Source organism: Flavobacterium beibuense (assembly GCF_004151245.1).
GTDB classification, from domain to species: Bacteria; Bacteroidota; Bacteroidia; order Flavobacteriales; family Flavobacteriaceae; genus Flavobacterium; species Flavobacterium beibuense_A.
Genome location: NZ_JUIW01000006.1, coordinates 240,467 through 263,345, shown reverse-complemented (window position 1 = coordinate 263,345; position 22,879 = coordinate 240,467). Strand labels below are relative to the sequence as shown.

Sequence of the window (22,879 nt, the reverse complement as noted above, 5' to 3'; positions counted from 1 at the left end):
ATCAATAAGAATGCTACTTTAACAGATATTCCTTACTTTTAATTATGTAAAAACATACTTTACCAGTAGGGTTTTACCTATTGTGCTATTTTTTATTATACCTCAACTTTGCTGTAAACCAAAGCATACTATTAACGTCTAAAACCTTACATTATGAAAAACTTATTACTAATTTTTTTAGCAACATTTACACTTGTATCGTGCAGAAAAACACTAGAAACACCTGTGCCTAATACAAAAGAACCTTCACAAAGGACAGCCCAAACAGCAGAAAACGATTCTGTAAAAAGTTTAAACAACATAATTATTGTTGACTACCTAAAAACCGACAAAAACTGGAGAACTCAAAACAAACACTGCATCTATTCTATTATAAATGATTTAGATATATTTATAGATGTTGAAAAAACAGGTACAGACAATACAGAGTGGTCCAATTGGTTAGTTAAAAATGAAGATAAAATTAACTATAACGCTTCTTACAGATATATAAAAGCGGCCCATACCTTAAAACCTTCGGGGGTAACTATTCCTACTACAGGATATAAAAGGTTAAATGTGGCAACAATAAAAAAGGAATTAGCAAATATTGGAGGTAATTTTGATAATGATAACTACAGGCATTACCTTCAAATTGATTTAAACAATCCTTCAAAAATATATTCATTTGGCAATTTCGACAAAAACAAAGTATGTTTCTCTATACCTTTTATAAAGAGTATAATAAATGGTAATATGAATGCTGACTTAGATTTCAATGTTTTTAGAGATACTAATCAAAATGAAAAGGTCCTGATTCAATATAACGGCGGCACGTTTTCTTATTTTGATTTTTCTCAAAACCCTACTAAAGATAATTCTGCTATATAATAAATGCTTCTAACAGAGATATTAAAACCTACACAGTTTTTTGTTGCTATAACTTTTTTTATGGCATGGTTTTTTTTAAAACCTGACAAAACCGAAAACAAAGTTGTATTAAGCATTCTTACACTGTCATTTTTTACAGAAATTATTACTTTGTTTTTACTCTCAACAGGTAATGAATTTAGGGCATTATATACTATTGCTGCATTTTTGCACCACAGTTTATGGATTTATATTTTATGTAAAAACTTTATAGCTAAAAAAGCCATATTTTTAATTCTTATGGCTTTTTTTGTTATTTCACTTCTTAACTTTTTGTTCTATGAAGGTCCTGTAAAATTTAATCATTATACATTTATAACCGGTGGTTTTATTTACATTCTTATTTTTATTTGTATAAGTTTTATTGAACTAAAAAAAGATAATCTCTCCTTTTTTTCTTCTAACAACTACCTGTTACTTTTCTCTCCCATAATCTTTATTTTCGGGCTCAGCTTTATTTTCGGGTTTAAAAGTAAGGTTATATCAAATACAATAATTATAAATCATATAAGCCTGTATGATTTTATAGGCTACTTTGTTAACTTCATTTACTATACCCTTATAAATGTGTATATTTATAAGGAAAATAAGCTTAAAAATGGACAATAAAATAGCTTTTGGAATTATTATTAGCTTATTGTTTGTAAGCCTGCTGGTACTGTTTTGTGCTTTATTAATAAAATTATATATCAACAAGGTTAAAGGCTATACCAGGCTTATTTATCAAAAAGATCTTGATTTTCAAAAAACACTTACCGAAACTGTTTTAGAAACTCAGGAAGAGGTTTTAAATAACATCTCTCAGGATTTACATGATGATGCCGGCCAGCAACTTACCTACATTAATTTTATGCTGGAAAACATAAAGCTTGATTCTCCTGAACTGGAACCAGTTATAGAACCTGTTTCACAACAGTTGAAAAGATTATCGGGTTCGATAAGGAGTATCAGCCACTCCCTTAATAACCAGTTAATTATAAAGCAAAATCTCGTTAGAGCTATTGAAAGTGAAGTAACAAGGCTTCAAAAAAACAATCGTATAAAAATCAGTTTAAACACTTCAGACAAAGGGAATAAATCTTTTGACCCCGATAATAAAATTGTGATTTACAGAATTTTTCAGGAAATTGTAAACAATATTTTTAAGCACTCAAAAGCAACACAGGTAAACATAGAACTTATAACCTCTCCAAAATTTATGATGAAGATAAGTGATAACGGAGTAGGATTTGATTACAATGTTGCAAAAAACAATAATGTATCCCTTGGATTAAAAAATATTACAAACCGTGCTGCCTTAATTAATTATGATGTTGAAATAAATTCGGTTCTAAACGAAGGTACAACGATAAAACTAACCGAAACTTAGTAATGGAAAAGTTTAATATATGTATTATAGACGATCATGAAATTGTACGTAAGGGACTAAAAGAGTTACTTGAGAAAATAAATTATAATGTATTATATGAATTTGACAGTGGATCTGTTTTTCTTGAATCGCTCCCTTTTAGCAAACAGCCTGATTTAATTATCCTGGACTATTCCATGCCTGGTTTAAACGGACTTGAAGTGCTAAAGGAGCTTGAAAAAAAGGAGGAAGAATACAAAACATTACTACTTACACAACACTTTGATGAAGATATTATAAATGCTGCCTACCATTATGGTGCCAGAGGTTTTTTACATAAAAACTGTACGTCACACGATTTAAAATATGCCATAGAAAATATTATAAATATTGGCTATAACAATGTAACCGATATTTTAAGGCGTATGCGAAACTATAATCTCCCTTCAGAAAATGAAAATTCTATAAAACTTACCGACAGAGAACTTAATTTTTTAGAGCTGGTTTGCGATGAAAGAGAACTTACTTATGAGCAAATGGCCGATTTAATGAACGTGTCGGTTAAATCTATTGAAGCTTACAGGACTTCATTGTTTGAAAAGTTTGAAATAAAATCTAAAGTAGGGCTGGTACTGTTTTCTTTTAAACACAGGCTTACCCCTCCATTTATTTAATCAGGTTAAAAAGATGTGTGCAAATAAATGCTTTTAAAAACCCTATCTTTGCACAAAATAAAATGCAATGGCCACATTTCACGATCTTGATTTACCTAAATCGCTTCAAAAAGCACTTGACGAACTTGGGTTTGAAACCCCTACGCCTATTCAGGTAAAATCGATGCCCGTAATACTTTCAGGCCGCGACATGATGGGTATTGCACAAACAGGTACAGGGAAGACCTTTGCCTACCTACTCCCTATATTAAAACAATGGAAATTTGCTAAAACGGATACTCCGCGTGTAGTTATTATATTACCTACCCGCGAACTTGTGGTACAGGTAGCCGAAGAGGTTGAAAAATTGTCTAAATACATGTCAATCCGTACACTTGGTGTATATGGGGGTGTAAATATTAATACACAAAAGAACCTTGTTTATGAGGGTGTGGATATACTTGTAGGCACACCGGGAAGGCTAATGGACCTTGCACTGGATAATGTTGTACGTTTTGACGCCCTTCAAAAACTGGTGATTGATGAGTTTGATGAAATCCTTAACCTTGGATTCCGTTTTCAGGTAACATCCATTCTTTCCATGATGAAGGAAAAAAGGCAAAATATCCTTTTCTCTGCTACCATGACAGACGATGTGGATGAAATACTTAACGATTTCTTTGATTTTCCTGAAGAGGTAACACTGGCAGCATCGGGTACACCGCTTGAAAAAATCAAACAGCTGGGATACCATGTGCCAAACTTCCTTACAAAAATAAATTTACTTAAACACCTGCTGGAAAGCAATGAGGACATGAACAGGGTACTGGTGTTTGTAAACAATAAAAAGACTGCCGATATTTTAATGGAACAGATTGACGAGGCTTTTCCTGGTCAGTTTGGTGTTATACACTCCAACAAATCGCAAAATTACAGGCTAAACACTATGGCTACCTTTCAGGATGGCGGACTTAGAGGTATTGTAACTACCGATGTTATGGCCCGTGGTCTTGATATATCGGATGTATCTCATGTAATAAACATGGAATTTCCTGAGGTTGAAGAGCAGTACATTCACCGTATTGGACGTACAGGACGTGCCGATAAGACCGGTATAGCAATAAGCTTTATAGGCCCTAAAGAGGAAGAACTGCAAATTGAAGCCGAGCTTTTAATGGAAAAGGAAATTGAAATACTTTCAATGCCTGAACATATTGAAATTGCAGAAAGGCTACTTGAATTTGAAAAAGAGAGAAAGAAAGTAAAGTTTCTTTTAAAGAAACCTAAACTTGATGGCGCTGGTGCCTTTCATGATAAAAAAGACAAAAACAAAAAGGTTAACCTTGGTGGTCCGGGTAAAAGAAACCCTAAAAAGACAGAACCAAGAAACCGTAACGCCGAGAAGAAAAAAGCACAAAAAAGAAAAAGAGGGAAATAATCCCTCTTTTTTATTACTTAGCCGGAGTAAACACTAAACAAACCGGAGAGCAAAGCTCTATACATTTCCCCGTATCGGTTAGTAAACCCGTAGTCTTATCTCTTTTAAACAATATAATATCATTACTAATTTGGTTAGCAACCAGTAAATAATTCTCCTTAGGCCCAAAAGCAAAGTTACGTGGCCCCTGCCCTTCTGTAGTTATTTGCTGTACCTGATTAATCCTTCCATTGGCATGTACCTTAAATACGGTAATGGTATTGGCATCTCCCCTGTTAGTAGCATACAAATATTTACCATCATGAGATATATGAATATCAGCTGCTCCTGTTTGTCCGGTAAATCCGGCAGCAACAATAGTAGTTTCCTGAACCTTCTCAACTTTCCCTTTTACATAACTGTAAGAGGTTAGTGTACCATCCAGTTCCTGCAGTACATAAAAGAAAACACCGTTAGGGCTAAAAGCCAAATGTCTTGGTCCGCTACCTCCTTTCACATCAATAGTATTGGCTAGTACTAATATACTGTCCTCATCATCGGTATCCTTATCATATTTATAAACATAAATCTTATCAGTACCTAAGTCATTGGCAAAAACATATTTTTTATCAGGAGAAAAATACACCATATGCACATGGGCACTTTCCTGGCGCTGCTTATTAAGACTGCTTCCGTTATGTTTTATAACCTGTTTGGCTTTTGTAATTCCGCCATGTTTATCCTTCCCGAAAACAGCTATTGTACCACCTGAATAATTTGCCACAATTACATGCTTATCATCATTAATTATATAACATGGGTCGGCACCTTTGGAATCTTTTTTATTAATCAGCTCTATTTTTCCGGTAGCAGCATTGTACTTAAAAGCACTAACTGTACTTTCTTCTCCATTTTCGTTAACACTGTATAAAAACTTATTATCTCCCGAAACGGTTACATAGCTTGGGTTAATAACATCCTCGGTACTGTTTTTAAGTTTGGTTTCTCCTGTAGCTGCATTAAAATCATACACATAGATTCCCTTGCTTGGACAGGCGTTTGTATAAGTACCTACAATAAGGTTATAATTATCCTGTGCATGTAAACTCATGCACCCTAACAAAATAAGTAAACGGGCTATTTTCATGTGTGTAATTTAAGGATAACAAAAATAGGGTATTTAAATATTATGTGAAATTTATCCTGAGAATATGCTGTTTCATTTAGAATAAAAATTTGTATTTTTGACAAACTTTCAACTAAATGCAGTTCAAACACCCGGAAATCCTTTACTTCTTATTCCTGTTGGTAATTCCCGTCCTGGTACATTTATTCCAGCTGCGCCGCTTTCAGAAAGAATATTTTACAAATGTGCGTTTCCTTAAAGAGCTTAATATGCAAACCCGCAAAAGCTCTAAAATCAAGAAATGGCTCTTGCTTTTTACACGATTGTTTTTACTGGCATGCCTTATTATAGCTTTTGCCCAACCCTTTTTTAAAGCGAACGACAGCAATAATAAAAGCAACGAAATGGTTATCCTGCTGGATAATTCCTTTTCAATGCAGGCAAAAGGAAGCAAGGGCGAACTGCTTAAAAGGGCTGTACAGGATATACTGGAAAACACCCCCGAAGACCAGCAGTTTTCGCTTATTACAACTACAGGAGCCTATTGGGATACCGATGTAAAGACAATACAAAAAGAACTGCAAAACACTAATTACAGCTCGGTGCCTTTTCATCCTGACTTCCTGCTTACCAAAGCAGAAACAAAAAAACCGAATACAGGAAAAGACATTGTGGTTATTACCGATGCAATTAATCTAGACACCAAAAATATAAGCAGCCTTGATTCAGATAAACCTGTATACTTTATAGTCCCAAAAGCCGAAAACAAAGCCAATGTGGCTGTAGACAGTGTTTACATTTCACAAACACTGGATAATTTTTATGAAATAGGAGTTACGCTTAAGGCTTACGGAAAAGCAGATAACGATGTATCTGTAGCTTTATACAACGGCAAGGAACTTACAGCAAAAACGCTTGCTAAGTTTACTGAGGCATCAGAAACGCTGACTTTCACCATCCCTAAAAAAGATTTTCACGGATATGTTTCCATTTCAGACAATAGCCTTTCTTACGATAACGATTATTATTTCAGTATCACTAAACCTGAAAAATCTAATGTACTGGCTATTGGCGAAAACGCTAAAAACAACTTCCTTTCCAGAATTTATACCGAAGACGACTTTGTTTTCACTTCGTCAGAGTTAGGAGCTATAGACTATAACAGTCTTGAAAAACAGGATGCCATAATACTTAACGAGCTTAAGGAAATACCTCAGGCATTAATTACTACCCTTAAATCTTTTTATGCAAAAGGCGGTAATGTCGTTATTATACCTGCTACAGATGGTTCTGTACAAAACCTTAACAGCCTGCTTTCGGTCTTTGGTAACGCCACAATTCAGGCAGCAACACAAACCGAAAGGCAAATCACTAAAATTTCATTTAGCCATCCACTATATCAAACTGTTTTTGAGAAGAAAATCGATAATTTTCAATACCCGAAGGTAAACTCGGCCTACACCCTTTCAGGCACTGCCCTGCCAATATTAAGCTATGCCGATCAAACCCCTTTCCTGGCATCGGTTACAAACCGTTTGGGTAATGTGTATATCTTCTCGGCAGCTATCAATAAGCAAAACAGTAATTTTCAAAACTCTCCGCTTATTGTGCCTACTTTTTACAATATGGCTCAAAACAGCGGAAAAACAGGTATAATAGCTATTACAATAGGCGAAAACCAAAGCCTAATTATAGATGCCCTGCTTTCTAAAGATGAAGTAGTAACCATTAAAAACGAGGAGACCGACTTTATCCCTATGCAGCAGATACTTAACAACAAGATTAAGCTCTCTTTTGGCGATTATCCGGAAACGGCAGGAAACTACAGCGTGGTTAAGAACAACGAGGTTTTAAAGAACGTAAGTTTTAATTATCCGCGAACGGAAAGTAACCTGAGCCTGCAAAACGAAAACATTTTAAAAGACTATACAAAAACAGATTCTGTTTCAACCGTATACAACGATATTAAATCACAAAGGACTGCCAGCGAATTATGGAAATGGTTTATTATCGGCACGCTGGTATTCCTGTTATTAGAACTTTTTATCCAAAAATTTGTAAAATGAACCTGATCTTTAAAAACGCTACCATTATTGATAAAAACAGCAAATTCAACAATCAGGCTGTTGATATTAAAGTAGAAAATGGTGTAATAACCAAAATAGGAAAAGATATTGCCGAAGAAGCAAATTTTGACATTATACAACTGGATAACCTTCATATATCCAGAGGGTGGTTTGACAGTTCGGTAAGCTTTGGTGAGCCCGGTTATGAAGACAGGGAAACCATTAAAAACGGACTTAATGTTGCAGCAAGAAGCGGTTTTACCGATGTTGCCCTGCAACCTAACGCAAACCCTGTTATAGATAATCAGGCAGATGTAAGTTTTGTACTTAGTAAAGCCCGTAATGCAGCTACATCGATACACCCTATAGGGGCTCTTACCAAAGGAAGCGAAGGCCTTGATATAGCCGAATTATATGACATGCAAAACGCCGGAGCAGTTGCTTTTGGTGATTATAATAAAGACCTTGCCGATGCTAACCTGCTTAAAATAGCATTACAGTATGTTCAGGATTTTGATGGACTTGTAATTGCTTATGCACATGACAGCAAGATAAAAGGAAAAGGGGTTGTACACGAAGGCATAGTAAGTACACGATTAGGACTTAAAGGCATACCTGCCCTTGCAGAGGAATTACAAATTGCCCGTAACCTGTTCCTTCTTGAATATACAGGTGGTAAAATGCATATCCCAACAGTTTCTACCGAAAAATCTGTACAACTGATACGTGAAGCTAAAGCTAAAGGACTTAATGTAACATGCAGTGTTTCGGTACATCATTTGGTATTGACAGATGAAGTACTAAAAGATTTTGATACCCGTTACAAAGTAACTCCGCCACTAAGGCCGGATGCTATCAGAAAGGCGCTTATTGAAGGTGTTCTTGACGGTACTATTGATATTATTACAAGCGACCACAATCCGCTTGACATTGAGCAGAAAAAGATGGAATTTGACATGGCTAAAAACGGTACTGTAGGGCTTGAAACTGCTTTTGGCGCATTAATGAATGTATTGCCTACAGATGTTATCGTTGAAAAACTAACAGCGGGTAAAAAAATCTTTAAGGTAGAAGACCATGCCATTGAGGAGAATGCTAAGGCATCCTTTACCCTGTTTACCACAAAAGGAAACCATACCTTTACAAAAGCCGATATCCTTTCAAAATCTAAGAACTCTGCCTTTTTAGGACAGGAACTTAAAGGTAAGGCATACGGAATATACAACAACGGAAAATTAATTATAAACGAATAATGAATACCGAAAATAATAACGGAAAAACCATTGCCATAATAAGTTACTTAACCATAATAGGTACTATTATAGCTATTGTTCAAAACAGTGAAACAAAAAGCCCGTTTGCCTCTTTTCATATACGCCAGGCATTAGGATTAATACTTACTTTTTTAGCTTTAGGTTACCCTATCGGATATTTTGACAGCTGGATGGTGAGTTCTGCTTTCTACCTGTTCTTTTTTATACTTTGGGTATTTGGTTTTTTAGGAGCTATACAGGGACAAATGTCATTAGCACCAATAGTTGGTCCGTTTTTTCAAAAACTTTTTAAAGGACTTTAATGATGAGTGAATCTTTATATTATTTAATAAGAGAGCCTAAAGTAAAACAGGAAAAGAATCCGTTAATTCTGCTGCTGCACGGTTATGGCAGTAACGAAGAAGATTTGTTTTCTTTTGCTTCTCAGTTACCCGAAGAATACTATATAATCTCTGCAAGGGCACCCTACCAAATCCCTCCATACGGAAACGCCTGGTATGCCATTAGCTTTGATTCGGATATGAATAAATTCTCTGATGACAATCAGGCAATAGAATCAAGGGAACTGATAGTAAAGTTTATTGATGAGCTTTTAGAAAAATATCCTATAGATGCAGACAAGGTTACCCTTTTAGGCTTTAGCCAGGGAGCTATTTTAAGCTATTCTATCGCGCTTACCTATCCTGAAAAGATACAGCGAGTAGTAGCTCTTAGCGGTTACCTTAACCTTGATATTATTGAAAAAGGCTTTAATATAAAAGATATTGAAAAACTACGCTTCTTTATATCTCACGGTGTGGTAGATCAGGTAATACCGGTAGACTGGGCAAGAAAAGCCCCGGAAGTACTAAAAGACCTTAATCTTGATGTGGAGTATCATGAATACCCTGTAGGGCATGGTGTAACACCGCAAAACTTCTACGATTTATTAGCATGGCTAAAAAAATAAAAAAGGCGGTTTAAAACCGCCTTTTTTATTACTGTATATTTTTTTAACTCTGTTCGTTATCATCTCCTGTTACGCGGTGCTCTTCAATAAGTGCTCCGGCATAAGCTGCTACACCGTTTTTAGATAAGGTATAGTCTTTATTAACTTCAAGTTCCCATTCATCTGACTTATAAATCCCGTCTTCTTTTTTAGACAAAAGATAAGATTTTGAACCATCGGGTAAAAACAGTTCTGCAACCGACTTATCATCATTAAAAATAATAAAAGCGCTTAGCGAGTTTCCTGTTTCTTTCAGTTCGTTTAACGGATTAAGTCTGTATCCGTCTTCAAAAACCCTTATACATTCCTTCTTTAATAAAGACCATCTGTATCCTGCAGAAGTAACACATCCTTTAGCATCCTTATCATTCCCTAAAACAACTTTTTTCTCCGGCTCAACTTCTGCATCCCCTCCACGATCTTTAAGCATTTGCTCACAGGAAATAAATGACAGTCCTGCAAACAGCAGCATCAATAACTTTTTCATCGTCTTCTATTTGATTAATCTAAAATACGAAAATTAATTAAACGTATTGGCATGTAAAAGTGACTCAGCAGTCTCAAAAGTTATGCTTCCGTCGTCTTCAACAAAATATTTAAGTATAGATTCTCCATAAACTTTCCCGTTAGAAAAATCGACAATTACCCAACGGTTATTAAGTATCTTATAGCTGTTAATTGTAAAAGGCCTTCCTTCTATCTGCGGATAGTTTATTAAAGGGTTCCCTCCTGCTTTAGCGTTACCTGAATAAATAGCATCTCTTACAGCTATTTGTATCTTCTCTATATCCATACCGGCAAAGTATTCCTGTGCATTATTATTTTGCTCTAAAGTGAAATAATTAGCATCATACAACTTATCCGATTCCATTTTAAGACTGTCTTTTAAGGAGTTAGTCTTAATTTCAAGGTTTTCAATTCTGGTAGATTCAAACTTCATCTTATTAGTAAAGTACATGTATGTAAAAACATTAATAAGTAAAGAGAAAATAAACAGGTATAAAAAAATGTTCTTTTTCATAATTGGGTTATAGGGTTATTTGTAGGTTATCATAAGCTAAAAACACATTTTCCGGTAATTTATTTTGCACTTCGGCATGAAATCCCATCAAATGGCTAATATGGGTAAGGTAAGCCCTTTCCGGTTTAATCTCATTTATAAACGCAAGAGCCTCATCAAGATTAAAATGCGTAGGATGCTCCGCCTCCCTAAGAGCGCTAACCACCAGTACTTTCAACCCTTTAAGTTTATCTCTTTCCTCGGCTTCAACTACCTTAACATCAGTCAGGTAAGCGAAATCATCAATTCTGTATCCAAAAACCTGTAGGCTGCCATGCATTATATTCACCGGAATTACGGTTTTATTACCCAATGTAAAAGGCTCATTGTTTCTTACCTCATGCTCTTTTACAGAAGGTGCTCCCGGATATTTGTTTTCCTGTTCAAAAATATAATCAAATCTTTTTTCAAGCTCGGTTAAAACCCTTTTATGGGCATATATGGGAATATCTCCCTGACGGAAGAAAAAAGGTCTTATATCATCAAGTCCGGCGGTATGGTCTGCATGTTCGTGGGTAAATAATATGCCGTCAAGTTTCTGGGATTGGGAAGTAAGCATCTGTTGCCTGAAATCAGGACCGCAGTCAATAACGTATGAATAATCGTCCCACTGTATCAGTACCGATACGCGAAGGCGCTTATCCCTGGGGTCATTACTAAGGCAAACAGGGTCGTTACATCCTATTACAGGTATGCCCTGTGAAGTTCCCGTTCCTAAAAACCATACTTTAATCACACGTTATTTTTTTACAAAAATAGGATTTATCTTTTATTAAAAGTCCTCTTTTCCTAACTTTGCAAATATCATTGCACTTCCATGAAATTAAAAGATTCTGATATCACTCTGAAAGGAGACAAGATTATTGAGCACGTTCCTTCTATAAAGGACAAGGCTCTAAGGATAAACCTTAACGAGAACATATACGGTACTTTTGCAGAAATAGGCGCCGGACAGGAAACCGTCCGCCATTTTTTCAGGGCTGGTGGTTCTTCGGGTACGATAGCAAAAGCCATGTCTGCTTACGACAAAGACTTTAGCGACGCCATCTACGGTAACGAAGAAGACGGCAGATATGTAACCGAAAGCCGACTTAAAAAAATGCTGGCACATGAGGTAAGGCTTATTGAAAACAGGCTAAAAAGGGATAAGCACCCCAACAAGATGTTTTTTAGCTATGCCAATACCGTTGCTACCATAGACTTTGCCAAGCAGTTTAAAGGCCACGGATGGATAGGTATTAAATACCAGGTTGAACCTGATGAAGATTATAACGAAATTACCCTTCACATACGTTTTAAGGAAAACGATGCCAGGCTACAACAGGAAACACTGGGTATACTGGGTGTTAACCTTATTTATGGTGCTTACTACAAATACAACGATCCTAAAAAACTTTTACGCTATTTATACGATCACTTAGACAAAGACCAGCTTGAAATTGATACTATCAACTTTTCAGGTCCGCGCTTTGCCGATGTGGATAACCGCTTAATGAGCCTTCAGCTTGTTAAAAACGGAATGACCGATGCGGTAATGTTTGGCCCGGATGGCCACAACATACTTCCGGCAGCCATCCTTTACAAGAAAAATATTCTTGCATTAAGAGGTAGCTTCCGCCCGGTTACTAAGGTAAACATGGACATGTATGAGAAATCATACCAAATGTTTATCGAAGAAAACAAAGTTGAGAAAGATAAAGCTCTTGTAATATTTGAAATCACCCTTTCTAACCTTCGATCTGAAGGGGAGATTGATGAGCGTGACTTTATGGACAGAGCAGAACTGCTTTGTTCGCTGGGGCAAACGGTTATGATTTCCAATTTCCAGGAATATTACAAAGTAGTTGAATACTTCTCCAGCTACACCAAAGCCCGCATGGGACTTGCAATGGGTGTAAACAACCTGGTAGATATATTTGACGAAAAATACTATCGCCACCTTAGCGGAGGTATACTCGAGGCATTTGGTAAACTATTCTACCGCGACCTTAAAGTATTCTTGTACCCTATGAAAGAAAATGGCGAGATTGTTGATTCTGAAAACCTTATGGTACACCCAAGAATGAAAGAACTTTATAAGTTCTTTAAATTCAATGGTAAGGTTATAGATATTAAGGATGTGGACGAACATCACCTTGACATCTTCTCCCGTGAGGTATTAAAAATGATAAGCAAAGGAAAATCGGGTTGGGAAGATATGCTCCCTCCGGGTGTAGCCGAAACCATTAAGAAAAACCATTTGTTTGGTTACGATCCTAAAAAACTTGTAGCAGAACAAAACCAATAATATCAAAAAGCAGCCGATTGGCTGCTTTTTCTTTATATTTACGCTTTATCACCTTACTTTTTAATGAAAAAAATACTTATTTACTTTACCCTTATCCTCTTTACCCTTTTAAGCAATGCTCAGGAAAAGAAGCTTTATAAATTCAACAATCCTTATTACGAAATTGATAGCCTTGCTGTTTATACCCAGTACAAAGGAGACATACCTTTATTAGTTAGTGAACTAACCAAAAACTGTACTACACAGCTGGAGAAAAGCCGTGCCATATTTATGTGGATTACAGAAAATATAGAATACGACTATAAAGCATATAATAAAGGTGACGGCGATATGGGCATGCCTGAGCATAAGGCAGGAAAAGAGTATGGTAAAGCATACGCCAAATGGGAAGACAACTATTTAAAAAATATAATTACTAAAAAGAAAGCGATCTGTTCCGGATATTCGTGGCTATTTAAAAAAATGTGTGACTTATCCGGTATACAAAGTTCTGTTGTTAGCGGATATATAAAACAGAAAAAAGGGGAAATAGGAAAAACAGGAAAGCTTGATCATGCCTGGAACGTAATGCTCATTGATGACAAATACTACCATATAGATGCAACCTGGGGAGCCGGTTTTTGTTTTAAAAATGAAAAAGGAAAACTCGAAAGTTTTGTTAAACGCCGTAATGATTTTTATTGGCTTATTCCTCACGACAAACTACTGATTGACCACTTTCCTGAAGACCCTGAGTGGATAAGACATAAACCATACGTAAATGCTATGGAAGACTATAAAAATCAACCTTATTACGAAAAAGGAATTATACCTTACATAAAAATCGTCAAACCTGAATCAGGTATAATTAATGCAAGGGTTGGTAACGTTATCCATTTTAAGCTTAAAGTAGTTAATTATGCAGGACCACACCTGGTAAGGATAAGAAACAACACAAACAGAACCTCGGTATTAAAACCTATAGAAAGTTATTATATTGATAAAGACAGTAATAGTGTATTCTATATGGAATGGAAAGACTCAGTTGATTTTAAAAGGGAAGTTAAAGATACAACTATAGTGTTTGATTACATGATACGTGATGACAGGATAAGAAATATAGAGGTTGGAATAGATGGATGGCCAACAGCCTTTTATTTCAAAGTAAATATTCAATAAAAAAGCAGCCGGTTGGCTGCTTTTTTATTGTTACCTTTTTACAATTTTCTTTACATAACTGCTATCATCATTCTCAATTATCAAAAGATATACTCCTGACGAGAGCTTGTTTAAGTTTTTAATAATAATTTCAGATGAGTCATCATACACTTTTTCAAAAACAACTTGTCCTGCTAATGAGACAATCTTAACCTCTGACTTTCCATCTAAGTTCTCGAGTGTTATATTAACCTCATCACTAAAAGGGTTAGGTGATACAATGACATCAGATTTAGATAAATCATCTATAGATAGTTCATTAAGAACAGTAACTGTTAATATCGCATAATCGGATTCTCCACAATCATTTATATGTTTTACTTTAATATCATGATCTCCTGGCTCTGTCCAGTTAACTGTAATATACTGTGCTTCTGTATTTGTATTACCAATATTACCACCAGATACTAATTCCCACTCAGCATCGGCATAACCATCATATGCCACATAATAGTTCTCTTCAGAATCAAGATATACGGTTGTATTACCTATTAGTACAGGTATACTTGGAACGTATGGTTCCAATCTTTCAATACCTTTTTTGCTACTCAATATAATTTTCCCTTCAGAATTAATAATAGCCTTTAATGTTTGAGGATCACAAACACTACAATTTTTTTGATTCCAAGTTTGACCATCATCATTAGATATATAAATGCTATTTGTAAGTAAAACCCAAATATCATCAGAAAGAATAAGTAAATTCTCAGGAATGACATAAGTTTCATTCATAGGATGAATAAAAGTTATTTGCGAATAACTATTACTACTCAAATCTAATTTGTAATAAATATTATTTCCTACTGAAATAAGTGCTTCTTCATCCCCAAAAATAGCATTACCTACCCCCACATTTGGCAAATCAACTATTTGAACCCATGTTTGACCTAAATCAACAGATTTATATAAATAAAAATCAAAATTTATCATATCTCCTAAATCATTTACCCCCCATACATATATTTCATCTAATGATTTGACTTCAATATTTGCCAAACCAGAATCTTCAATAGCATCCGGTAAGTTAATATAAGTCCATGTCTCTCCTTTATCAGAAGATATAGTACCTTCGCCAGACATTTTTCTTATCAGGGTATTTTGACCTAACTGTTCAAATTGTGATAAACTATTAATCGGGGTATTTGAAAATGTAGGAAATGCAAATGTAGTTTCTGCCCAGGTATCACCAAAATCAAATGATTCATGCAAGATTCCTTCAAAGGTTTCTGAAAAAGTTATGTAACAAATATAATTTTGCATTACATTCAAAAGATTGCCCGATTCTATTTGACTTACTTTCTCTTTCCATGTTACACCGTTATTATCAGAAGTATATATACTAAATTTTGGTCCTGAAGCTAAAGACCCACCATAATTAAAAAATACATATTTATCATTACTTTTAGACAATAATTTAGTCTGAGTAGAATCACCCATCAAAGAAAGTGCATCAAATCTCTCCCAATTATTTCCTCCATCAATAGTTTTATAAATTTCTCTTCCTAATGTCATGTCAGATCCTAAACCGTATTTATTTACTATATATATAGTATTTTCATTTATTACACATACATCATTAAACTCTGAAAAAAAAGCTTGAATATTAAAGGTATTTTCTATTACTCCATTTTCAAAATCATAAACAATAAGACCCTTACTTCCTGTAGTTTGACCTATAACTAGTATTTTATTTTCAAAAACATCAAAATAAGAAGAAGTAGCATATATTTCGTCATTCATATCATATGACAATTCAGGCATAATTTCCCATGATACGCCTAAATCTGAAGACATATAAAAATAGGACAATTGACCATTATGAAACGATGCTAACAGCTGCCCATTTTCTAACAACTCTATTTTTTTTAAAATAGAAGACGGACTATTCGGATTTTCAATTTGCTGCCAATTATAACCTCCGTCAATAGTTTTATATATTGTACCTCCAATCCAAATAAATCCTATGCTTTCGTTAACAAACTTCATATCTATTAATGAAATAATTGATTCAGAAATATTATTTATGTCAGTTGTTAATTCAGACCAAGTATTAGCACCATCTGAGGTAGTAAATAAATGGATCTCTTCATCATTGGATTTTCCTAGTATAAACCCTGTCTGGTTATTAATAAAGCTAACTGATGTAAGTTCTAAACTTTGAATCTCCAAAGGAATTGGATACCATGATTGACCTTTATCATCAGTTTTAAATAAGGTTTTATATGCTGCAATAACGGCATTGTCCTCGTCAATCACTTCAACTTTTAATAATTCACTTGAATTCATAGGAACTATTGGCAAATCAATAAACTCCCAACTATCACCTCCATCTGCTGTCTTTATCAACGTATTATATCCATAAGCAATACCATGCAAATCATCAAAGAACTGTATTTTACTTAGACCAGTAGTTAGAAGGCGGCTATAATCCCCACATTGAGCATTAGCAACTAAAAAAAGAAAGAAAAAGAAAATAGAAGGTATATTTTTTTTAAACATGATTTTATATTTTCACCAAATATACTTCTAATTCCAGAAGATACTAAAATAAAAAAGCAGCCTGTTGGCTGCTTTTTTATTTTAGTATCTGTTCGGCATGTGCCTTGGTCTTTACCTTTTCTATAACCTCATCAATAATACCGTTTTCATCTATTACAAATGTGATTCGGTGAATACCGTCATACTCACGGCCCATAAACTTTTTAGGTCCCCATACGCCAAAGGCGTTAATCACTGCTTTATCCTCATCGGCAATAAGCGGAAAAGGAAACTCATACTTATCCCTAAACTTACCCTGTGCCTTTTGCGAGTCGGCGCTAACACCTAAAAGCTCGTAGTTATTGGCTTTAAAACGTTCAAAATTATCTCTTAAATCACAGGCTTCTGCCGTACATCCCGGGGTATTTGCTTTAGGATAAAAGAAAACAACCAGTTTTTTACCTTTATAGTCGGCTAATGTATGCTTGTTTCCATCCTGGTCAATTCCCGAAAAATCAGGAGCTTTATCTCCTTTTTTTAATGTAGTCATAAGTGTATATTTGTTTTTCATAAAAATACATAAAAATGACCAAAGCAGAAAAGGTACAGTTTACAATAGACACCTTAAACAAAATATATCCAACTATTCCTATTCCGTTAGATCATAAAGATCCCTATACACTGCTTATTGCCGTATTGATGTCGGCACAAAGTACCGACGTAAGGGTAAACCAGATAACCCCTCTCCTTTTTGAACGCGCCGATAATCCGTATGATATGATAAAACTATCGGTAGATGAAATAAGGGAAATAATTAAACCTGTAGGGCTTTCGCCAATGAAGGCAAAAGGTATACACGGCCTGTCTGAAATACTTATAGATAAACATAACGGTGAAGTACCTGCCAATTTTGAAGATCTGGAAGCATTACCTGCTGTAGGCCACAAAACGGCCAGCGTGGTTATGTCTCAGGCTTTTGGTGTACCTGCTTTTCCAGTAGATACCCATATACACCGATTAATGTACCGTTGGGGTTTCAGTAATGGTAAAAATGTGGTGCAAACCGAAAAGGATGCCAAAAGACTTTTTCCGGAAGAATTATGGAATGACCTTCACTTACAGATTATATGGTACGGAAGGGAATATTCACCTGCACGAGGCTGGAATTTAGAGAAAGACACTATTACACGAACTATAGGCCGCAAAACCATATTAGACGAGTACAATAAAAAAACCTCCCGTTAATAGCGGGAGGTTTCCTTAATTAGCAATGCTCTCAAAGGTAATGTTACCGGAAGTCTTAACTATCGTCAATGCTTTAGAATAGTTAAGTAAAAATGCAATGGTTTCTTTCTTTGGTAACATTTCCGGAGCTTCTAATTTCTTTTTAGAGTAAAGTTTTGCCATGTATGTATGTTTAATTTTCTATACAACGCAAAACGAAGCCCCCATATTGTTTAATTCGTCAAAATTATTTTATTTTTTTCTATCAGTTTTCTCAAATTCATAAGAGCATACCTCATTCTTCCTAATGCAGTATTAATACTAACATCAGTCAAATCGGCAATTTCCTTAAAACTAAGATCCTGATAAATTCTCATTTGAAGTACCTCTTTCTGGTCATCAGGTAGCTCTTCAATAAGTCTTTGCAGGTCGTTTTCTACCTGAGTAGTAATTAACATACTCTCAATATTAGGAGCATTATCTGTCATGATAGAAAAGATTGAAAACTCTTCAGTCTCACGGTGCATTGGCATTTTCTTATTTCTTCTGAAGTGATCCACAATAAGGTTGTGCGAAATACGCATTACCCACGGAAGAAACTTACCCTCTTCATTATACGCGTTTGATTTAAGGGTTTTGATAACCTTAATAAAAGTATCCTGAAAGATATCATCTGCAATATCCCTGTCAGTAACTTTAGAGTAAATAAAACCGTAGATTTTTGATTGGTGCCTGTTGATTAAACAAGCAAGAGCATTTTCGTCGCCGCTCATATAGTTCTTAACCAGAACGGCATCTGGGATTACAACATTAGCCATAGCAATACTTTTTAGTTTTTTGAATTTGGGTTCGATAAATAGCCAGAATTTTATTTCTGTTCCTAAAAAGTAATTTTTTCTATAGGCAATGTTAATTTTGAATTAATTATATCCCAAATATAGCATAATTTAATTTTAATATGCAAAAATAAATCTAAATTTTAACATTTGGAGCGCAATAAATAAACTAAAATTCCCCAAAAACAGCAGAGTATAAAGCATTTTTCAAAGTTTTATGAATTTTATAACATTTCCCCTTTTTCAAGCATTTGTAGCATTTTAGCAATCCTATTAGCTTTAGTTTCCTCTTTTTTAGCACTGTAAATCCAGTCAACAAATATTTTCTGTTGTCCTTTTGTAATTGCAAAGAACTTTTCAAAAGCACCCGGCTCGAGCTTAAGGCAGTCTGTAATTTCCTGTGGCACTTCAAAAACCGAATCATCCTTATACAATGTTATATGTACATAATCCCCAGCCTGCTTTTTAATCTTTTTACGAATTTCTGCCTTAACAGGTAAAAACAGGTTACCGTTACCCATAGGCATAAGGTGATAACTTTTTATTTCATAACCATCTATATTACCTTTTACCTTAACCCAGCCAAAAGGTGCTTCCTTATCTGGTTTTATTTGAGGAATGGTCGCATAGGTCCACCCTCCCTTTCCGGGGAACTTTTGCAAGAGGTATTCGTTATCTGTTAGAGGTTCCATATCTATAACTTTGGTAGAGATTATAACAATATAGTTCTTATAATTTAATCCTTACCCTCAATACTTATATTGGCATACTCAGCCCCTATTTTTAATGCTAATAATAAATCCATAGTCTCCTTGTCGGTTCTTATTATTAACAACTTATAGTTCATTTCATCATTTGATATAATTACGTCTTCTATTGAAGCTATTCTTAAACTTAATGCTAAAGATGGATTAAATGCTATATTAATAAACCAACCTTCCTGAACTTTACCTTCTTTAAGATTGCCTATAATATAAAACTCACCTCTCTTAAGAATTGCAAAGCTCTCTATAATATCAAACAGTCCTTGTTCCATAACTTTTTTATCTCCAAATATAACTCTTTATCCCTTCTCCCCTTTAACAAAATTTTCGGTCTAAAATAGTATCTTTGTGCATTACCCTTTTTGCTATGATAAAAACCGATATATCAACACTCGAACCCAAAAAAAACATAATTATAAAAGGCGCACAGCTGCATAATCTTAAAAATGTGGATGTAGCCATTCCGCGCAACAAACTTGTGGTTATAACCGGACTTTCGGGTTCCGGTAAGTCGAGCCTTGCGTTTGATACGCTTTATGCCGAAGGACAGCGCCGTTATGTGGAAAGCCTTTCGTCGTATGCACGTCAGTTTTTGGGCCGACTGGACAAACCAAAAGTAGAGTACATTAAAGGGATAGCGCCCGCTATTGCCATAGAGCAAAAGGTAAACACTACCAATGCCAGGTCTACCGTAGGTACCAGTACCGAGATTTACGATTACCTAAAACTGCTTTTTGCCCGTGTGGGCCGTACCTACTCCCCTGTTTCGGGTCGTGAGGTGAAAAAGCATACGGTAACCGATGTGGTGGAAGAGGTAAAAAAACAGGAAGAAGGCAGCCGTTGGCTATTGCTTTCGCCTATACATATAGAAAAAGGCCGTACACTGGAAGAAAAACTTGGTGTACTATTACAACAGGGTTTTGCCCGTATACTGGTAGATAACGAGATGCTGCGCCTTGACGAGGTTATAGGCAGTACCGACTTTGCCAACAAAGAGGTAATGCTTATTATAGACCGTATTGTGGTTAAGGACGAAGAGGAGTTTTACAACCGTCTTGCCGATGCTGTACAAACTGCATTTTATGAAGGCAAGGGCGAAACATTCCTTCAGGATGTAAGCACCGGAAAACGATTTGCCTATAGCAACAATTTTGAGCTGGATGGTATTACTTTCCTTGAGCCTAACGTACACCTTTTCAGTTTTAATAACCCATATGGTGCCTGTCCTTCCTGCGAAGGTTACGGCAGCATTGTAGGTATAGACGAAGAGCTTGTAATACCAAATACCGACCTTTCGGTTTATGAAAATGCAATCTATCCGTGGCGTGGTGAGAGTATGGGTTGGTACCGTGACCAGTTGGTTAACAACGGACACAAATTTGACTTCCCTATACACAAACCCTACTTCCAGTTATCGGAAAGCGACAAAGCGCTTATATGGAAAGGTAACCAGTACTTTACCGGACTGGATGACTTTTTTGCCGAACTGGAAGAGAAAAACTATAAGATACAAAATCGTGTGATGCTTTCACGTTACCGTGGCAAAACCAAGTGTCCTGCCTGTAAGGGTAAACGCCTTAAACCGGAAGCCAATCACGTAAAGGTAGATAACCATACCATATCCGACCTTGTGGATATGCCTATTAAAAACCTTATCGAGTTCTTCAATGGCATCCAACTATCAGAATATGACCAGAAAGTAGCCAAGCGCCTGCTTATAGAGATAAACAACCGCCTGCGTTTCCTTCAGGAAGTGGGACTGGATTACCTAACGCTTAACCGTAGGTCATCTACCCTATCGGGTGGTGAGTCGCAGCGTATTAACCTGGCAACATCCTTAGGCAGTAGCCTTGTGGGATCTATGTATATTCTGGATGAGCCAAGTATAGGGCTTCACCCTAAAGATACCGAAAGGCTTATTAAAGTACTTATAGGGCTTCGCGATCTGGGCAATACCGTAATTGTGGTTGAACACGACGAGGATATCATGAAGGCTGCCGATATGATCATAGACATCGGGCCGGAAGCAGGCACCTTTGGTGGCCGACTGGTAGCTCAGGGTACTTATGCTGAGATATTGAAGTCGGACTCACTTACAGCAAGATACCTTAACGGTGACCTGGAGATTAGCGTACCTAAAAAACGCCGCAAGTTTAAAAACCATGTGGATGTTATTGGCGCACGTGAAAACAACCTTAAAAACATAGATATTACTTTCCCGCTGGATTGCCTTACGGTAATTACAGGGGTTTCGGGTAGTGGTAAGAGTACGCTGGTAAAAAAGATACTTTTCCCTGCCATACAGAAAAAGCTTGAAGGTGTGGGCGAAAAAGCAGGACAGTTTACCGAACTGCAGGGCAGCTATTCACACATCAGGCATATTGAATATGTAGACCAAAACCCTATAGGCCGCAGCTCGCGTTCCAATCCGGTTACTTACATAAAGGCGTACGATGATATAAGGGATTTGTTTTCCAAGCAAAAGCTTTCCAAACTGCGTGGCTATCAGGCGAAGCATTTCTCCTTTAATGTAGACGGGGGCCGTTGTGAAACCTGTAAAGGTGAAGGTGAGGTTACCATAGAAATGCAGTTTATGGCCGATGTACACCTTGAATGTGAAACCTGTAACGGAAAACGCTTTAAGAAAGAGATACTGGAAGTTGCCTTTGAAGGTAAAAATATAGACGATGTGCTTACCATGACCATAGATGATGCACTGGCATTCTTTGGGGAGCACAAGCAGGCCAAAATTGTACAGAAACTACAGCCGCTACAGGATGTTGGTTTAGGGTATGTGCAGTTGGGTCAGTCGTCCTCTACCCTTTCGGGTGGTGAGGCACAACGTATTAAGCTGGCATCGTTCCTGGTAAAAGGAGCTACAAAAGACAAAGCACTGTTTGTATTTGACGAACCTACTACCGGACTCCATTTCCATGATATAAAGAAACTGATGGCTTCGTTTGACGCCCTTATAGATAAAGGACACTCTATTATTGTAATTGAACACAACCTTGATCTTATTAAGTGTGCCGATTATATTATAGACATTGGGCCTGAAGGTGGTGAAAACGGCGGGCATCTGGTTGCATTCGGTACTCCGGAAGAGATTGCCAAAAATCCTAAATCAGAAACAGGAAAGTATTTGAAGGAGAAGATATAATTTGTTACGAGTTGCTGGTTACGCACTGTCATTTCGAACGTAGAGCATCGAAGTGAGAAATCTCCTTGGTTTAAACTAAAAGATTGCCACGT

Annotated in this window: 22 protein-coding genes; 12 read left to right on the top strand and 10 right to left on the bottom strand. The window is 36.1% G+C overall.

The window, feature by feature from the left end; all coding sequences use genetic code 11:
- The first annotated feature begins 153 nt into the window (after positions 1 to 153).
- From NU09_RS10195 to NU09_RS10180, 4 genes are all read left to right on the top strand, one after another.
- Entirely contained in the window at positions 154 to 870 is a 717-nt protein-coding gene (locus tag NU09_RS10195) for a hypothetical protein (RefSeq protein WP_129751179.1), read from the top strand.
- Between the two features lie 637 nt (positions 871 to 1,507).
- Entirely contained in the window at positions 1,508 to 2,278 is a 771-nt protein-coding gene (locus tag NU09_RS10190) for a sensor histidine kinase (protein ID WP_165357686.1), read from the top strand.
- Between the two features lie 2 nt (positions 2,279 to 2,280).
- Positions 2,281 to 2,931 (top strand): response regulator transcription factor, encoded by a 651-nt coding sequence (locus NU09_RS10185; RefSeq protein WP_129751177.1) that lies wholly within the window; start codon positions 2,281 to 2,283, stop codon positions 2,929 to 2,931.
- A 67-nt stretch (positions 2,932 to 2,998) separates the two neighbouring features.
- On the top strand, positions 2,999 to 4,348 hold the full coding sequence (locus tag NU09_RS10180) for a DEAD/DEAH box helicase (RefSeq protein ID WP_129751176.1): 1,350 nt from the start codon (positions 2,999 to 3,001) through the stop codon (positions 4,346 to 4,348).
- 13 nt (positions 4,349 to 4,361) lie between these two features.
- On the opposite strand, the gene NU09_RS10175 is transcribed toward NU09_RS10180, so the two are convergent.
- Positions 4,362 to 5,474, bottom strand: a complete 1,113-nt coding sequence (locus NU09_RS10175) for a lactonase family protein (protein ID WP_242501852.1) — start codon at positions 5,472 to 5,474, stop codon at positions 4,362 to 4,364.
- A gap of 116 nt (positions 5,475 to 5,590) precedes the next feature.
- On the opposite strand from NU09_RS10175, the gene NU09_RS10170 reads away from it, so the two are divergent.
- Genes NU09_RS10170 through NU09_RS10155 form a run of 4 tightly spaced genes read left to right on the top strand, consistent with a single transcriptional unit; the run spans position 5,591 to position 9,742 of the window.
- A complete protein-coding gene (locus NU09_RS10170) occupies positions 5,591 to 7,519 on the top strand; it encodes a vWA domain-containing protein (protein WP_129751175.1) in 1,929 nt (642 codons plus the stop codon).
- Positions 7,516 to 8,772, top strand: coding sequence for a dihydroorotase (locus NU09_RS10165; RefSeq protein WP_129751174.1), 1,257 nt, complete (start codon positions 7,516 to 7,518; stop codon positions 8,770 to 8,772). The genes NU09_RS10170 and NU09_RS10165 overlap by 4 nt, the downstream gene beginning before the upstream one ends.
- On the top strand, positions 8,772 to 9,095 hold the full coding sequence (locus tag NU09_RS10160) for a hypothetical protein (protein ID WP_129751173.1): 324 nt from the start codon (positions 8,772 to 8,774) through the stop codon (positions 9,093 to 9,095). Before NU09_RS10165 ends, NU09_RS10160 begins: the two co-directional genes overlap by 1 nt.
- 2 nt (positions 9,096 to 9,097) lie before the next feature.
- Positions 9,098 to 9,742: an alpha/beta hydrolase gene (locus tag NU09_RS10155; RefSeq protein ID WP_129751219.1), complete on the top strand. Its 645-nt coding sequence runs from the start codon at positions 9,098 to 9,100 to the stop codon at positions 9,740 to 9,742.
- Positions 9,743 to 9,785: 43 nt separating this feature from the next.
- On the opposite strand, the gene NU09_RS10150 is transcribed toward NU09_RS10155, so the two are convergent.
- Genes NU09_RS10150 through NU09_RS10140 form a run of 3 tightly spaced genes read right to left on the bottom strand, consistent with a single transcriptional unit; the run spans position 9,786 to position 11,574 of the window.
- Positions 9,786 to 10,268 (bottom strand): hypothetical protein, encoded by a 483-nt coding sequence (locus NU09_RS10150; protein WP_129751172.1) that lies wholly within the window; start codon positions 10,266 to 10,268, stop codon positions 9,786 to 9,788.
- Between the two features lie 33 nt (positions 10,269 to 10,301).
- Positions 10,302 to 10,802 (bottom strand): hypothetical protein, encoded by a 501-nt coding sequence (locus tag NU09_RS10145; protein ID WP_129751171.1) that lies wholly within the window; start codon positions 10,800 to 10,802, stop codon positions 10,302 to 10,304.
- Between the two features lie 7 nt (positions 10,803 to 10,809).
- On the bottom strand, positions 10,810 to 11,574 hold the full coding sequence (locus tag NU09_RS10140; protein ID WP_129751218.1) for an MBL fold metallo-hydrolase: 765 nt from the start codon (positions 11,572 to 11,574) through the stop codon (positions 10,810 to 10,812).
- 84 nt (positions 11,575 to 11,658) lie between these two features.
- Between NU09_RS10140 and NU09_RS10135 the strand changes: the two genes are divergently transcribed.
- Both NU09_RS10135 and NU09_RS10130 read left to right on the top strand, forming a co-directional pair.
- On the top strand, positions 11,659 to 13,128 hold the full coding sequence (locus NU09_RS10135) for a TonB-dependent receptor (protein ID WP_129751170.1): 1,470 nt from the start codon (positions 11,659 to 11,661) through the stop codon (positions 13,126 to 13,128).
- Positions 13,129 to 13,191: 63 nt separating this feature from the next.
- Positions 13,192 to 14,286 carry a transglutaminase domain-containing protein gene (locus NU09_RS10130; RefSeq protein ID WP_129751169.1) on the top strand — a complete coding sequence of 365 codons (1,095 nt, stop codon included), beginning with the start codon at positions 13,192 to 13,194 and terminating at the stop codon, positions 14,284 to 14,286.
- A 30-nt stretch (positions 14,287 to 14,316) separates the two neighbouring features.
- Here the strand turns inward: NU09_RS10130 and NU09_RS10125 are convergent, their stop codons facing one another.
- Together NU09_RS10125 and bcp are read right to left on the bottom strand one after the other, a co-directional pair.
- A complete protein-coding gene (locus NU09_RS10125; protein WP_129751168.1) occupies positions 14,317 to 16,824 on the bottom strand; it encodes a YCF48-related protein in 2,508 nt (835 codons plus the stop codon).
- Positions 16,825 to 16,900: 76 nt separating this feature from the next.
- A complete protein-coding gene (gene bcp, locus NU09_RS10120) occupies positions 16,901 to 17,353 on the bottom strand; it encodes a thioredoxin-dependent thiol peroxidase (protein WP_129751167.1) in 453 nt (150 codons plus the stop codon).
- Positions 17,354 to 17,388: 35 nt separating this feature from the next.
- On the opposite strand from bcp, the gene NU09_RS10115 reads away from it, so the two are divergent.
- Positions 17,389 to 18,048 carry an endonuclease III domain-containing protein gene (locus tag NU09_RS10115; RefSeq protein ID WP_129751166.1) on the top strand — a complete coding sequence of 220 codons (660 nt, stop codon included), beginning with the start codon at positions 17,389 to 17,391 and terminating at the stop codon, positions 18,046 to 18,048.
- A 15-nt stretch (positions 18,049 to 18,063) separates the two neighbouring features.
- Here NU09_RS10115 and NU09_RS17080 read toward each other — a convergent pair whose 3' ends face one another.
- The 4 genes from NU09_RS17080 to NU09_RS10100 all read right to left on the bottom strand — a co-directional run bounded on the left by NU09_RS17080 (position 18,064) and on the right by NU09_RS10100 (position 19,899).
- On the bottom strand, positions 18,064 to 18,210 hold the full coding sequence (locus NU09_RS17080) for a hypothetical protein (protein WP_165357685.1): 147 nt from the start codon (positions 18,208 to 18,210) through the stop codon (positions 18,064 to 18,066).
- A 50-nt stretch (positions 18,211 to 18,260) separates the two neighbouring features.
- Positions 18,261 to 18,845 carry an RNA polymerase sigma factor gene (locus NU09_RS10110; protein ID WP_129751165.1) on the bottom strand — a complete coding sequence of 195 codons (585 nt, stop codon included), beginning with the start codon at positions 18,843 to 18,845 and terminating at the stop codon, positions 18,261 to 18,263.
- Between the two features lie 242 nt (positions 18,846 to 19,087).
- Entirely contained in the window at positions 19,088 to 19,555 is a 468-nt protein-coding gene (locus tag NU09_RS10105) for a YdeI/OmpD-associated family protein (RefSeq protein ID WP_129751164.1), read from the bottom strand.
- 44 nt (positions 19,556 to 19,599) lie between these two features.
- Complete coding sequence (locus NU09_RS10100; protein WP_129751163.1) at positions 19,600 to 19,899, bottom strand: hypothetical protein; 300 nt, start codon at positions 19,897 to 19,899, stop codon at positions 19,600 to 19,602.
- Between the two features lie 95 nt (positions 19,900 to 19,994).
- Here NU09_RS10100 and uvrA point away from each other — a divergent pair, with 95 nt between their 5' ends.
- The gene (gene uvrA, locus NU09_RS10095; protein ID WP_129751162.1) at positions 19,995 to 22,787 is read left to right on the top strand and encodes an excinuclease ABC subunit UvrA; all 2,793 of its coding nucleotides are present in this window, start codon (positions 19,995 to 19,997) and stop codon (positions 22,785 to 22,787) included.
- Positions 22,788 to 22,879: the final 92 nt, after the last annotated feature.